Genomic DNA, 13607 nt, shown 5'->3' with positions numbered 1-13607 from the left:
TGGTTCCAGGCTGCAGCCCGTCGTCCCCCTCGTGGTGCGTTCATCGCCACTGGATGCTTGTCCATCCATTCTGCGGAGGGGTCTAATGCTGGAACGTCACGGGCTGTCACTGGCGCTGGGCTGCGCCATTCTCGCGATCCTGTTCGGAATCGTCTCGGCGCGCTGGATCCTGCGCCAACCCACCGGCAATGAACGCATGATCGCGATCGCCACCGCGATCCAGGAAGGCGCACGTGCCTACCTCAACCGCCAGTACCTGACCATCGGCATCGCCGGCGTGGTGCTGTTCGTGCTGGTCGGCATCTTCCTCAGCTGGTACACCGCCATTGGATTCGCAGTGGGCGCGGTCCTGTCCGGCGCGGCGGGCTACATCGGCATGAACGTGTCGGTGCGCGCCAACGTGCGCACCGCCGAGGCCGCACGCCACGGCATCAGCGCGGCGATGGACGTCGCCTTCCGCGGCGGTGCGATCACCGGCATGCTGGTGGTCGGGCTGGGCCTGCTGGGCGTGGCCGGCTACTACGCACTGCTGCTGCGCATGGGCCTGCCGATGGAGCAGGCGCTGCACGCCCTGGTCGGGCTGGCCTTCGGCTCCTCGCTGATCTCGATCTTCGCGCGCTTGGGCGGCGGCATCTTCACCAAGGGCGCCGACGTCGGCGCCGATCTGGTCGGCAAGGTGGAAGCCGGCATCCCCGAAGACGACCCGCGCAACCCGGCGGTGATTGCCGACAACGTCGGTGACAACGTCGGCGACTGCGCCGGCATGGCCGCCGACCTGTTCGAAACCTATGCGGTGACCGTCATCGCCACCATGCTGCTGGGCAGCCTGATGCTGGCCGAGGCGGGCGCCAATGCGGTGTTGTATCCGCTGGTACTGGGCGGCGTGTCGATCATCGCCTCGATCATCGGTGCGCTGTTCGTCAAGGTGAAGCCGGGCGGTTCGATCATGGGCGCGCTGTACAAGGGCGTGATCGTCTCGGGCGTACTGGCCGCCATCGCGTTCTACCCGATCACTACCGGGCTGATGGGTGACAACGTGCACGGGCCGATGGCGCTGTACGGCTGCGCGCTGATCGGGCTGGTGCTGACCGGCCTGATCGTGTGGATCACCGAGTACTACACCGGCACCCAGTACAAGCCGGTGCAGCACGTGGCACAGGCCTCGACCACCGGCCATGGCACCAACATCATCGCCGGCCTCGGCATCTCGATGAAATCCACCGCGCTGCCGGTGGTGGCGGTGTGCGCGGCGATCTGGGGCGCGTTCGCGCTGGGCGGCCTGTACGGCATCGCCATCGCTGCTACCGCGATGCTGTCGATGGCCGGCATGATCGTGGCCCTGGATGCCTACGGCCCGATCACCGACAACGCCGGTGGCATCGCCGAGATGGCCGAGCTGCCTTCGGAGATCCGCGACATCACCGATCCGCTGGATGCGGTGGGCAATACCACCAAGGCGGTGACCAAGGGCTACGCCATCGGTTCGGCGGCGTTGGCCGCACTGGTGCTGTTCGCCGACTACACCCACAACCTGCAGGCCGCGCATCCCGGGCAGGAGTTCCGCTTCGATCTCAGCGACCACACGGTGATCATCGGCCTGCTGATCGGTGGCCTGATCCCGTATCTGTTCGGCGCGATGGCAATGGAAGCGGTCGGCCGCGCGGCCGGTGCGGTGGTGGAAGAAGTACGCCGCCAGTTCCGCGAGATTCCCGGCATCATGCAGGGCACCGGCAAGCCGCAGTACGACCGGGCGGTGGACATGCTGACCCGCTCGGCCATCCGCGAAATGATCGTGCCGTCGCTGCTGCCGGTGGCGGTACCGGTGGTGGTCGGCCTGCTGCTGGGGCCACGTGCGCTGGGCGGGCTGCTGATCGGCACGATCGTGACCGGCCTGTTCGTGGCCATCTCGATGACCACCGGCGGCGGCGCCTGGGACAACGCCAAGAAGTACATCGAGGACGGACACTTCGGCGGCAAGGGCAGCGAGGCGCACAAGGCCGCGGTGACCGGCGATACCGTCGGCGATCCCTACAAGGACACCGCCGGCCCGGCGATCAATCCGCTGATCAAGATCATCAACATCGTGGCGCTGCTGCTGGTGCCGCTGCTGTAGATGATCCGCGTCACACGTGGATGACGGCCACCGATGCGGGTCAGCGCCCGCGCAGGAAGAACGACACCGGCACCATCACTTCCACCGGGTCGCCGGCCACTTCGGCCGGCGGCGCCGGTACCGGGCTGGCGCGCTGCACGGTATCGAGCGTCTCCTGGTCCAGCAGTTCGAAGCCACTGCTGCGGCCCAGCTTCAGGCCCGACACCGCGCCATCGCGGGCGACCGCGAAACGCACATAAACCACGCCCTGCTGGCGCAGGCGCTCGGCCTGGCGCGGATAGCGGCGGTGCTTCTGCAGGTGCCCGAGCAGGCGACCTTCCCAGGTCGCCTCCGCGCGGCTGCGCTCACCGGCGGTGGTCTGCGGTGCGGTATAGCGCGTGGCGGCGTCAGCGGCCACCTGCGGCGGTGCACTGGTCTGCGCGACGTTGGCGTCGGCGCCATCCGGCGAGGGCGTGGGTTCCGGTGCCTTGGGCGGAGGCAGGTCGCCCTGCGGCTGCACGGGTGCCTTTGGCTGCTCGCGCACGGCCGGCGTCGGCGCCTGACGCTGCTGTTGCTGCTGCAGCGGCCCCGTGGCTACCTCGCGCGGGGGCACCGGCGGAGCCTGCGCCATCGGCGCAAGCTCCAGCATCAGCGCTGCAGGCGGAGCGGCAGCCGCCAGCATCGGCGCACGCGCGGCCCACCAGCAGGCCGCGCCGATCAGCAGCGCATGCACCAGCAGCACGATCGCCAGGCTGGTCGCCCAGCGCCGCAGTCCGCTCATCGTGCGCCCTGCTCCAGCCCCACCAGCGCCACCTTCAGGTAGCCGGCTGCGCGCAGCGCATCCAGGGTCGCCATCAGTTCGCCATAGGGCACGCGGGTATCGGCGCGCAGGAAGATGCGCTGTCCGCTGTCGTCGTGGGTGGCGGCCTTCAATGCAGCCGCCAGCGCATCGCGTGCGACCGGTTGTTCGCCCACGCGCAGCGACAGGTCTGCCTGCACGGTCACATACACCGGCGCCTGTTCCGGCGGCGTTGCGCTGGCGCTGCTGGCCGGCAGCTGCACCGGCACCGACACGGTGGCCAGCGGCGCGGCCACCATGAAGATGATCAACAGCACCAGCATCACGTCGATGAAGGGCGTGACATTGATCTCGTGCGCTTCTTCCGGCGCATCGTCGCGGTCGGATGCGGTCCTGATCGCCATCGCCGCGCCTCAGTGCACCGCACGCAGCGGTGTCGCTGCGGTACGCGGCACGGCGCGGTCAAGATCGCGCGACACCAGCTGCTGCACGGCCGCGGACAGATCACCGAGCAGGCCGCGCAGGCTGGCCAGCACGCGGCTGAAATGGTTGTAGACCAGCACCGCGGGAATCGCCGCGACCAGGCCGAGCGCGGTGGCCAGCAAGGCCTCGGCGATGCCCGGCGCGACCACCGCCAGGTTGGTGGTGTTGCTGTGGGCGATGCCGATGAAGCTGTTCATGATGCCCCACACCGTGCCGAACAGGCCCACGAACGGCGCCACCGCGCCGATGCTGGCGAGCACGCCGATGCCCCGTCGCTGCAGGCGCGCGGTCTCCAGTTCGATGCGGTCCAGGCGCGACGCGACGCGTTCCTTGATGCCGTCGCGGCTGTCCAGGTCCTGCGACAGCCGCAGTTCGGTGCGTGCGGCCTCCAGCATGGCCAGCGCGGTACCCTGCTGCGCGCTGGCCTCCGCACTTTCCGCTGGCAGGCTCGGCGCCTGCAGCAACAGCGCGCGCGCCGCACGCAGCTGGCGGGCCTGCCGGGCCAGCTCCCAACCCTTGGCCAGCAGCACGGTCCAGGTAGCCAGCGATGCCAGCGCAAGCGCGATCATCACGCCCTTCACCACCACGTCGGCGGCCAGGTACATGCCCCAGGGCGTCAGTGCAGGGGCAGCCACGGGGGCCAGGTCAGCAGGCAGCATCGTCTCGGTTTCCATCAGCATCGGGGGTCGCGGCACGGCGGCGGGCCGCGCGCGGATCATTGGCATCGTCGACTTCCACGACCGGATTGGGGTCCAGCCGCGGTGCCGGGCGGCTGAGCACGTAACCGGCGCTCAACGCGAAGAACAGGCCCACGCCCAGCAGCAGGCGCCACGACGGGTGTGCCCCCCAGCAGAACAGGGCGAAGCCCACTGCCATGCCGGCGCTGGCAAAGGCCTTGCCCTTGCGCGAGACCGCGCCCTGCTCGCGCCACAACCGCAGCGACGGGCCATAGCGCGGATGCGCCAGCAGGCGCTGCTCGAACTTCGGCGAACTGCGCGCGAAGCAGCCCACCGCCAGGATCAGGAAGATGGTGGTCGGCATCACCGGCAGCAGCGCGCCGATCACCCCGAGGCCGACCATCACCCAACCCAGCGCGAACCAGAGCCAGCGCATCAGCGCGGTGCCCGCAGGCGGCCGGCGTACATCAGGCGAATTCCACTTCGACGTGGCCATGCACGCTGCGGAACGCGGCATCGGCCGCATCGATCACCTGCTGCTCCTGTTCGGCGCTCAGCGGTACCGCGTCCAGTGCGGCGGTGAACTCCCGCCAATGGCGGGCGGCGCCATCCGGGTGGGCGGCCAGGTGGCGGGCACCGAAGTCGCGATCCAGTCCCAGCTTGGCCGCCATCTTGTACAAGATGGTGCCGCCGAGGTTGGAGCCTTCGGCCACGTACAGCCAGCCCAGCGCCGCCGGCAGCGGCAGGTCGGCCGGCAGCGCGGCGATATCCGCACCCGGCAGGGTCTGTTCCAGGTCCTGCAGGTCGCGTGACACCTGCTTCAGGCGACGGCGCTCGCCGAGGTCCGGCAGCAGTGCGTCCAGCGCAGGATTGGCATACAGCGCGTCGATGCTGCGGTGGAAGCGGTACTGCACGCGCAGGAAGCGGGCGAAGTTGCTGCGGTCGGCGAAGATGTCGCCGGCCATGATGCGCTTGTCCAGCGCGCCATGGCTGTCGCGGGTGGCGGCCTTGAGCCGCAGGCTGCGGCTGTCTTCAGGGGCGATGTGTGCGTTCATGGGGGATGCCAAGGGGGTCGTCATGCTGTAGACGTTCGCCGCAGGGCTTTCCCCAAGGCCGTGTGCACCGATAATGGACCATCCCTACCTCCAGCAGGAACCGATGATGATCACCACCGAACCGCGCATGACCAACCTGTTCCTGCAGCTCGGCCTGGAGGCCAGCGCCGAGGGCATCGCCCGTTTCATCCGCGAGCACCAGCTGGCCGCCGATGTGGAAGTGGTCGAGGCGCCGTACTGGAACGACGCCCAGCGCCAGTTCCTGTCCGAATCGCTGCAGGCAGACGCGGCGTGGAGCACGGTGGTGGATGAGCTGAACGAATCGCTGCACGAGGATGCGGTGAAGGCCGCGACCGGTCTGTAAGCGCGCGATGGGCAGCGCCGGACATGGCCCGGCGCTACCCGTTACAGCGCAGGAGCGGTGCGGACCAGGGTCCGCACCCACCGAAGGCGCACTGCGCTGGCGATCAGTACTTCCAGGTCAATGCCAGGCGCGCGGTGCGGCCCGGTGCCGGCATCACGCCCAACGCCAGCGGGTCCAGGTAGTAGCGGTCGGTCAGGTTGTCCACGCCCGCTTCCACCGACAGCTGGTCGTTGAAGCTCCAGCTGGCGAACAGGTCGACCAGCGTGTTCGGACGGTACAGCTGCTGGATCGCCGACAGGCCGACATTCCACTCCTTGTCCAGCTTGCTGATCGGGCCGGCGTTGTGCACCACGCGGGTGCCGAAGGTCAGGCGCTCGTCGAACAGGCGCGAACCCAGGGTCAGGTTGACCATGTAGCGCGGCGGATTCTGCGTGTTGGTGTACGAGCCCTCGAAGCCGCCATCGACGCAGTCCGGCGTGCCGGCCAGCTCCGCGTTCTTGCGCTGCACGCCGTAGGCGCGGCGCTCAGCAGCGATGTCCGGCGCACAGGTCTTGGCCTTGAAGTAGTAGTGCGCGGACAGATCGGCGAACAGCTTGCCGCTGTCATAGCTGGACTGGAACTCCATGCCCGACACCTTGAACCGGTCGACGTTGCGGATCAGGCCGGCCGACAGCGTGCGGTAATCGCGGGTGATCAGGTCGTCGATGCGGGTATCGAAGTAGGCCAGCTTCAGCGCCAGGCGGTCGCCGGCGGTGAACAGGTCGTAGCGGATGGTGCTGGCACCGATTTCCCAGCTGCGCGCACGTTCCGGCTTCAGTTCGCCCACCGGCTTGGCGGCGGTGAACAGGCCCAGCGTGGTCTCGAACAGGCTTGGCAGCTTGGTGCCTTCGGCGTACTTCACGTAGACCATGGTGTCTTCGCTGAAGCGGTAGGCCACGCTGGCAGTCGGCGAGAACGCGCTGTCGCGGCGGCGGATCGGCTGCGACCAGCTCCAGCTGACCGGCACTTCCAGGTCCTGCGCCTTGCCCGCGTCGTAGAAGTTCCAGCCACCGATGTCGGCCACCGTGCCCTTCTTGTACGGCGAGGCCAGCAGCGATTCCTGGGTGAAGTTGCCGTTGGCATCCGGATACCAGTTCAGCAGCGCGATACGCTTGGCCCGCCACGACGGCAGCGCCGGGTTGCCGTTCAGCAGCTCGGTATAGCGGTACTGGCCCTGCACCTCGTAAGCGTCGGGCGTGGCCAGGCGGTTGCGGTCATGCACATCCACGCGGTTCCAGCGGCCACCGGCCAGCAGCTCCCAATGCTCGTCAGGCTGCCACTTCAGCGAGGCCACGGCGCTGTATTCCTTGCGCTCGGCGTTGCGCAGGAAGCGGTTGTTGACCAGATCGTCGTGCATGACCGGCCCGGAGCTGCCCGGCGCGATGTCTTCATCGCTGTAGGACAGGCCGTAGTCGAGCGTGAACGCGCCCGCGTGGGTATCGAACGTCGAGGTGTTGCTGGCGTCCAGGCCGAAGCGCTTCTGCCGAAGTGGATTGCGGTAGGCATCCTTGTAGCCGGGGTCGCCACTGAAGCTGGGCGCGTCATACCACTCGGTACGGCGGTCGAAATACCACGGTGTGATGCCGGTCAGGCTGTTGTACATCACGCTGTCGGTATCGGTGTAGGTGGCATTGACGCGGAGGTCGACCAGGTCGCTGTCCGGGTTGAAGCGGTAGCGCAGGGTGTAGCTGTCCATGTCGACGTGGCCCGGATCCCACTGCGGGATGCGGTCACGATCAACGCGGATGATCTGCGAGGCCATGATCTCGCCGGCGGTGCCCTCGTAACGGCGGTAGCCCGCCTCAAGCGTCTGCGCGTCGTCGATGCGCCAGGTGCCCTTGAGCAGTGCCGATTTCGAGCGCGAGGATGTGTTGAACACCTCGGTGCGCGGCGGGTTCAGCGGGGCCAGCGTGCGCCGGGTCTGCGGGAAGTCATCGTAGCCATGCTTGCCCGAGAAGTAGTTTCCCGTATCGCGGTAGGCGTAGGCAGCCACCAGGTCGAAGCGGTCCCAATGACCGGCAGCGGCAACGTTGAAGAACTGGTTGCCGGTGGCGCTGCGGTCGGTACGCGGCACGGCGCTGTACGCTGGCAGGTTGTTGGCGCTGGCGTTGGCCAGGCCACCACGCACGCGCACGCCAAAATCGCGGCCTTCGCGCAGCACGTCACCGATCTTCAGCGTTTCCATCTCGACCACGCCGCCGATGCCGCCAGAGGCGTTGGCCTGCAGGCTGGGGCCCTTGGTGATGGTCAGGCTGGAGATCAGGTCCGGGTCCAGGTAGGTGCGCTGCGACTGGCCTGCATAGCCGCGGTAGGTGTCGATGCTGGACTGGCCACCATCGATGATCACCGGCACGCGGCCCTGGCCCTGGATGCCGCGGATGTTGACGTCGAAGCCGTTGCCCACGCGTGGGTCACCCGCAGTGACACCGGCCACACCCTTGACGATGTCGCCGTTGGAGGTACCGCGGAAGCGCTCCAGGTGCGTGCGGTTGAGCGTGGTGGTGGAGCCGACGCTGCGGTAGCTGTCGAGCAGGCGGGCTTCGTCGCTGGTCGCACCTGCATCGACCCGGTCGCCGGCCACGCTCAGCGTGTCGGTGACAATCACGCCGTCCCCGGCCTGCGCCGACGTCGCCGCTTCCAGCGTGACCGCATCGGCGCTGACCCGGCGCACCGCCAGGCCACTGCCCTGCAACAGTTGCTGCAGCGCGGCGTTGGCCGACAGGCTGCCACTGACCGCACGCGAGGTCACGCCCTGGGCCAGCGTGGCCGGATAGACGACCTGGATGCCGGACTGGCGCATGTAGCTGCGCAGTGCTTCGTCCAGCGGCTGCGCCGGAATGTCGAAGCGCTGCACCGCAACGTGTTCGCCGGAGGCGCTCTGCGCCAACACGGACGGCGCGGCGCCGGCGAGGCCTGCGGCCAGCAATGCAATGCACAGGCGGGACGGGCGCAGCGCGCGGCCCGGACGATGGGAGTCGAACATGGGGGAACCTGTCAGGTAATCGGTGCCGCGGGCGCGGCGTCATCCGCAACACAGGCGGACACGGCGACGTACGTGGCGGCGGCGGGTACGTTCGCGGAGTAAGACGGATGGGAGCGCGACGACCCCAAGGGAGATTTGCGGAAGATGACGGATGAAGGCATCCACGCATGACGTGGATCTACTGGACGATGGCAACGCCGAAGGGAAGACGGGTGACCTTCAAACCGGCCGTCGCGGCCAGCGCATCCAGTGCCTGTTCCGGGCGATCGATGCGCAAGGCTGCACTTACTGCCGGCAGCCGCGAAAGATCACCGCGCACGAAGGTCGGCCCGGCACGATAGCGTCCCACCCATTGCACGGCGTCGGCGACACTGGCCTGCTCCAGCAGCAGTTCACCCTGGCGCCAGGCTCCGACGCTGTCCGCAGCTACGTCGTCCAGGCGCGTCACACCGCTGCGCTCACCGTAGACCGCGCGCTGGCCCACCTGCAGGTAGGTCCAGCCACCGTCGGCAGGGCTGGCCACCCGTACCCTGCCCTGCCCAACCTGGGTTTCCACCTGGTCATCGCCACGCGCGACCGTGAACGCGGTCGAGATGTCCTCGACCACGCCATTGCCCGCACGCACGCTGAAACGCCGCTCTGCGTCTGGCGTGACGTCGAACCAGGCGCGTCCACGCAGCAGCTCGACCTGGCGCGCATGCGCGTCGAAGCGCACGGCGATCGCGCTGTCCGCATCCAGCACTACGCGGCTGCCATCGGGCAGTTGCACGTTCTGCACCACGTGCGTGCTGCGATGATCGGCCTGCAGGCGCAGCCAGGCTTCCGGCCAGGCCACCAGCATCGCCAGTGCCGCCGCAGCAGCCATCGCCCAGCGCAGTCGCCGCGGCCGACGCTGCTCCACCGGCGCGGCCTGCGGACGCGGCCCGATGCTGCGCCACAGCGCGCGCTCGTGTTCGAAGGCCCGGCGGTGCTCCGGCTGGGCCAGCCAGCGCTCGAACTCGTGCATCCGCGCCTCACCGACGTCGCCCGACGCCAGCCACGCGATCCAGCCCCGGGCCTGTTCGGCCAGGGCATCGTCATTGGCGGCGGGCAGCGTGTTCGGCGGGCTCATCGGCTGGCGGACAGGCGCATTCAAGCGCGGGCAGGGGAACTAGACCGCATCCACGGTCCAGTGATCAAGACGTTCCAGCGAAGGGCAACCCCAAGATCGGACGGTCATCGACCGCTGCGCGCCCAGGCCAGGCGTTGCAGCGCGGTGCGTACATGGTTCTCGACGGTGGTGACCGACACGCCGAGGCGGCGCGCGATCTCGGCCTGGGTCAGGCCCTGCAGGCGATTGAGACGGAAGATCGTTCGCGTCGGCTCCGGCAGGTGGCCTGCCGCATCCAGCACGCGCTGCAGTTCGTCCTGCGCCATGGCCTGCTCCTCGGTCGAGATCACCTCGTCCGGGCCCCACAGGTAGTGGTCGGCCAGCAGGCGGTTGCGGCGCGTCGACTCGCGGCCATGATCGGTGGCCAGATTGGCCGCCAGCCGGTACAGGTAGGCGCGGGGGTTGTCGATGGACTGGTTGTCATCGACCCCGCGCGCCTTGAACCAGACCGCCTGGATCACGTCCTCGGCGCCGTTGTCGCCCCCCAGGATGCGTTGAACGCGGCGCAGCAGCGCCGACCGCTCGCGGATCAGCAGTTCGGTGAGGGTGGCGGCATTGGAGGACATGCGCGGAACCGGTATCACGGACAGGAAGGCGCCGCGCATGCTACTCCGTTAATGCGAATCAGTCACGTTTGCATCCTTCACGGGGTCACATGCACTCGGTCAGCCCCTCGTAGACGTGGGTCCGGGTGCCCGGCAACGTTGCATACAGGGCGTCGTAGCCGTTTCCGGTTTCCCACACGGCCAGCAGCTCCTCCAGGCGGGTGCCCTCTGCCAAGGGCAGTACGCAGGTGTAGGTGCCATGATCCGCGTCGATCCGGCCGATCGGGTGCACGCGGGTAGAGCTGCCTGCGAAGGTCCAGATACAGCTGCCGACCACGCCGGTGGACTGTTGTACCGAGCAGCGCAGGCGCATCGCCCTGAGGTTGTAATACTCCCCTTCGCAGAAGGTATCGCCACACACGTCGTCAAAGCCGCGCACCAGCTGCCGCTCGGCGGCCAGGAAACGCGCGTGCCCGGCGCCCGGCGCGGGGTAGTCACGGGCATCCACGTAGAGCGGGGCGGCCTGCGCGGCCGCCGCCATCAACAGCCCGCAGGCCAGCCACGGTGCCGCAAACCCGCCCATCAGCCGACCCTCCGCGCATTCCGGATGCAGTCGGGCAGCACATCGAACAGGCCGTGATCGAGCCCCGGCAGGGGGCCCGCCAAGCCACCCGGTGCGTCCAGCGAGGCATGGAAAGCGTCGACCGGTATGCCCGGATGCAGCTCCACCGGACAGGTCCAACGACCGTTGTCGACGCGTATCTCTCCACTGTCCGACTGTACCGTCAGCTCACTGGCGGCGATGACCCAGGCGCAGCGCTGCACCGTGCCGAGGTGGGCCAGCACGGCACAACGGAACTCCATCACCCGATAGTTGCTGTACCCGCCTTCGCACCAGGTATCAGCGCAGCGTGCGTCGAACTCCCCCGCCAGCGCCGCCTCCAGCCCGTAGGCGCGCTCCCAGTTGGCCTCAGGCCGCGGATAGTCGATCAGATCGACATGCAGGCCTCGGGCCGCCACTGGCAGGGACACCAGCAGCAGCGCGACGGCAGTGAATCGGGCGTACCAGGACATGAGCAGCACTCCTTGGAAATGGAGGTCCAGCCTGCGCCGCCCGCGCTTCGTTCCCCATCAGCCAACCCCCGGGCACAGCGTAGGACCGCCCCGCGTCGTGCCGTGGGGCGCCCTCCCCTGCACAGCGCCCGGCAAAGGCATAAAATGGTCAGCTATCCGTCTACACCCCCACCTGGAGCACACCATGGGTCTGGAACTCGTCTCGCCCGGCAAGAACCCGCCGGAAGAAATCAACGTCATCATCGAGATCCCGAAGGACTCGGAGCCGGTGAAGTACGAAGTGGACAAGGAGACCGGCGCGATCTTCGTCGACCGCATCCTGTCCACCCCGATGCGCTACCCGTGCAACTACGGCTACGTGCCGAGCACCCTGTGCGGCGATGGCGACCCGGCCGACGTGCTGGTGGTGCTGCCGCTGCCGCTGGTGCCGGGCTCGGTGGTGCGCTGCCGTCCGGTCGGCGTGCTGAAGATGAGCGACGAGGCAGGCAGCGACGAGAAGATCCTGGCCGTGCCGGTCTCGAAGATCTTCAGCGGCTACGCCCACGTTGAAGACATCGCCCAGGTGTCCAGCCACTGGCTGGAGCGCATCGGCCACTTCTTCGAGCACTACAAGGACCTGGAAAAGGGCAAGTGGGTCAAGCTCGACGGCTGGGGCGGCGCCGCCGAGGCCAAGCAGATCCTGATCGAAGCGCACCAGCGCCACCTCGACAGCAAGGCCTGAGCCTGAACCGGATCGCTCCGGCATGCCCTGCCGGAGCGATGCGGGTCACGTTTCACGACGACGGCACATCACTGTTGCTGTCGTATTAGGTAAATTGCGTCACTTCACACGTCGTCGACATCCATCGTCGAGACAGCCAGGGGAATGTGTCGTGCGTATTCTGCTTGTTGGGGATGCAGCCAGCCTGCCGGCCGAGCTGACCGAATTCATTGCCGATCTTGGGGAAGACTGGCAACCGTTGACCGCCTCCGATGGCCAGGCTGCGATGACCGCGGTCGCCACGCAGGGCGTGGATGCGGTGATCGTCTGCCCGCAGCTGCCGGACCTCAATGCCACCACGCTGCTGGGCCAGATCCGGACCCTGCGCCCGGAAACCATCCGCATCGCGCTGGTGGATGCCCTGCATGGCAACCGGCCGCCACCGGCGCGCCTGATCGGCGTTGCCCATCGCTTCCTGCCGTTGCCGCTGGCACCGGAAGTGCTGCTGGAGGCGCTGACCAGCCTGGAAGAGCTGCGCGAGGTGCTGGACAGCCCGCGCCTGCGCGATGCCATCGGCCGCATCGAGAAGCTGCCGTCGCCGCCGCACCTGTACCTGAGCCTGACCCAGGCGCTGGAGCACGACGACGATGCCGACAGCGCTGACGTCGCCAAGCTGGTCGCCGCCGATCCGGCCATCGCTGCCAAGGTACTGCAGTTGTCGAACTCGGCGTTCTTCAGCCAGGGCCGCACGATCTCCGATCTGCGCACCGCGGTGACCCGGCTGGGCCTGGCCACGCTGCGCGACCTGGTGCTGGCCAGCGAAGTGTTTTCGGCGCCGACGCTATCGACCGCCGAACGCAATTCGCTGCAGCAGCGCGCCCTGCTCGCCTCACGGCTGGCCGCACGCCTGCTGCCCGAATCCAGCGCCGAACTGGGCGCGACCGCCGCGCTGCTGGCCGACATCGGCCTGCTGCTGCCCGGTGTGCGCAACGAACGTTCCGAGCCGTCGCTGGCGGGAGATACGCGTCCCGGTCACGCCGAGGCAGGCGCCTACCTGCTGGGCCTGTGGGGCCTGCCGATGCCGATCATCGAAGCAGTGGCCTTCCACCTGCAGCCACAGCGCGCCAATACACGCAGCTTCTGGGTGACCGGTGCGGTGCACGTGGCATTGGCCCTGGTCAACGGCGATCCGGTGGACGAGGACTACCTGCAGCGCGCGGGCGTGCTCAACAAGCTGCCGCAATGGCGCGAGCATGCCAATGCGTTGATGGGGCTGGTTCCCAGCGACGTCTGAGCCCACCACTGCATCCAGCGAAACTCAAGGGGCGCGCCTGACGGCGCGCCCTTTCCTGCATCAGCGCGCGCCGCAGGCATCCTGCACGCAGTGACGATATTGCAGATCGCACAGCACCTTCGACTTGCCCGCAGCCAGGCATTCCTGGCGAAGCTCCTCGCAGTACAGCCCGCCCCCACAGACGCCACCGGTCTGGGCGAACACCGCACCCACCAATGTTGCATAGATCAGTGCAGCAGCAGACAGTTTGTGCAACAGCGTGCTCTTCATCGCTCTCTCCATGTGCAAGTGTCCGCAAGTGGACCCGTCAACTGTGTTGATTACGACACTGCAGGAACGTGACTTCGCTCAC

The 13607-nt window shown here is 68.0% G+C and carries 15 protein-coding genes; 4 read left to right on the top strand and 11 right to left on the bottom strand.

What is annotated here, in order from left to right; all coding sequences use genetic code 11:
• The first annotated feature begins 85 nt into the window (after positions 1-85).
• Positions 86-2113, top strand: a complete 2028-nt coding sequence (locus SSKA14_RS06010) for a sodium-translocating pyrophosphatase (RefSeq protein ID WP_008266593.1) — start codon at positions 86-88, stop codon at positions 2111-2113.
• A gap of 40 nt (positions 2114-2153) precedes the next feature.
• Here the strand turns inward: SSKA14_RS06010 and SSKA14_RS06005 are convergent, their stop codons facing one another.
• The 5 genes from SSKA14_RS06005 to SSKA14_RS05985 are packed head-to-tail and all read right to left on the bottom strand — an operon-like array spanning position 2154 to position 5106.
• Positions 2154-2873 (bottom strand): energy transducer TonB, encoded by a 720-nt coding sequence (locus SSKA14_RS06005; RefSeq protein ID WP_008268723.1) that lies wholly within the window; start codon positions 2871-2873, stop codon positions 2154-2156.
• Positions 2870-3295 carry a TonB system transport protein ExbD gene (exbD, locus tag SSKA14_RS06000; protein ID WP_008265869.1) on the bottom strand — a complete coding sequence of 142 codons (426 nt, stop codon included), beginning with the start codon at positions 3293-3295 and terminating at the stop codon, positions 2870-2872. The genes SSKA14_RS06005 and exbD overlap by 4 nt, the downstream gene beginning before the upstream one ends.
• Before the next feature lie 9 nt (positions 3296-3304).
• Positions 3305-4033 carry a tonB-system energizer ExbB gene (gene exbB / locus SSKA14_RS05995; RefSeq protein WP_050413345.1) on the bottom strand — a complete coding sequence of 243 codons (729 nt, stop codon included), beginning with the start codon at positions 4031-4033 and terminating at the stop codon, positions 3305-3307.
• Entirely contained in the window at positions 4020-4487 is a 468-nt protein-coding gene (locus tag SSKA14_RS05990; RefSeq protein WP_008264967.1) for a YbaN family protein, read from the bottom strand. The genes exbB and SSKA14_RS05990 overlap by 14 nt, the downstream gene beginning before the upstream one ends.
• Before the next feature lie 31 nt (positions 4488-4518).
• Positions 4519-5106 carry a biliverdin-producing heme oxygenase gene (locus SSKA14_RS05985; protein WP_008267425.1) on the bottom strand — a complete coding sequence of 196 codons (588 nt, stop codon included), beginning with the start codon at positions 5104-5106 and terminating at the stop codon, positions 4519-4521.
• 106 nt (positions 5107-5212) lie between these two features.
• Here SSKA14_RS05985 and SSKA14_RS05980 point away from each other — a divergent pair, with 106 nt between their 5' ends.
• Positions 5213-5470 (top strand): DUF2789 domain-containing protein, encoded by a 258-nt coding sequence (locus SSKA14_RS05980; protein WP_040007137.1) that lies wholly within the window; start codon positions 5213-5215, stop codon positions 5468-5470.
• A 103-nt stretch (positions 5471-5573) separates the two neighbouring features.
• Here SSKA14_RS05980 and SSKA14_RS05975 read toward each other — a convergent pair whose 3' ends face one another.
• The 5 genes from SSKA14_RS05975 to SSKA14_RS05955 form a co-directional block, all read right to left on the bottom strand.
• Complete coding sequence (locus SSKA14_RS05975) at positions 5574-8492, bottom strand: TonB-dependent receptor (RefSeq protein ID WP_008265307.1); 2919 nt, start codon at positions 8490-8492, stop codon at positions 5574-5576.
• 178 nt (positions 8493-8670) lie between these two features.
• A complete protein-coding gene (locus SSKA14_RS05970; RefSeq protein WP_008266419.1) occupies positions 8671-9603 on the bottom strand; it encodes a FecR domain-containing protein in 933 nt (310 codons plus the stop codon).
• A 104-nt stretch (positions 9604-9707) separates the two neighbouring features.
• The gene (locus tag SSKA14_RS05965; RefSeq protein ID WP_040009402.1) at positions 9708-10208 is read right to left on the bottom strand and encodes an RNA polymerase sigma factor; all 501 of its coding nucleotides are present in this window, start codon (positions 10206-10208) and stop codon (positions 9708-9710) included.
• Between the two features lie 85 nt (positions 10209-10293).
• Complete coding sequence (locus SSKA14_RS05960; RefSeq protein ID WP_008268367.1) at positions 10294-10770, bottom strand: hypothetical protein; 477 nt, start codon at positions 10768-10770, stop codon at positions 10294-10296.
• A complete protein-coding gene (locus SSKA14_RS05955) occupies positions 10770-11261 on the bottom strand; it encodes a hypothetical protein (RefSeq protein ID WP_008266529.1) in 492 nt (163 codons plus the stop codon). Before SSKA14_RS05955 ends, SSKA14_RS05960 begins: the two co-directional genes overlap by 1 nt.
• Positions 11262-11445: 184 nt before the next feature.
• Here SSKA14_RS05955 and ppa point away from each other — a divergent pair, with 184 nt between their 5' ends.
• Together ppa and SSKA14_RS05945 are read left to right on the top strand one after the other, a co-directional pair.
• On the top strand, positions 11446-11982 hold the full coding sequence (gene ppa, locus SSKA14_RS05950) for an inorganic diphosphatase (RefSeq protein ID WP_005410935.1): 537 nt from the start codon (positions 11446-11448) through the stop codon (positions 11980-11982).
• Between the two features lie 151 nt (positions 11983-12133).
• A complete protein-coding gene (locus SSKA14_RS05945) occupies positions 12134-13255 on the top strand; it encodes an HDOD domain-containing protein (protein WP_008265431.1) in 1122 nt (373 codons plus the stop codon).
• A 60-nt stretch (positions 13256-13315) separates the two neighbouring features.
• Here SSKA14_RS05945 and SSKA14_RS05940 read toward each other — a convergent pair whose 3' ends face one another.
• Positions 13316-13525 carry a hypothetical protein gene (locus SSKA14_RS05940; protein WP_010483987.1) on the bottom strand — a complete coding sequence of 70 codons (210 nt, stop codon included), beginning with the start codon at positions 13523-13525 and terminating at the stop codon, positions 13316-13318.
• Positions 13526-13607: the final 82 nt, after the last annotated feature.

The sequence above is a fragment of the Stenotrophomonas sp. SKA14 genome (assembly GCF_000158575.1).
Taxonomy (GTDB): domain Bacteria; phylum Pseudomonadota; class Gammaproteobacteria; order Xanthomonadales; family Xanthomonadaceae; genus Stenotrophomonas; species Stenotrophomonas forensis.
The sequence above is the reverse complement of the archived record's forward strand: the minus strand, read 5'-3'. Positions and strand labels throughout refer to the sequence as shown.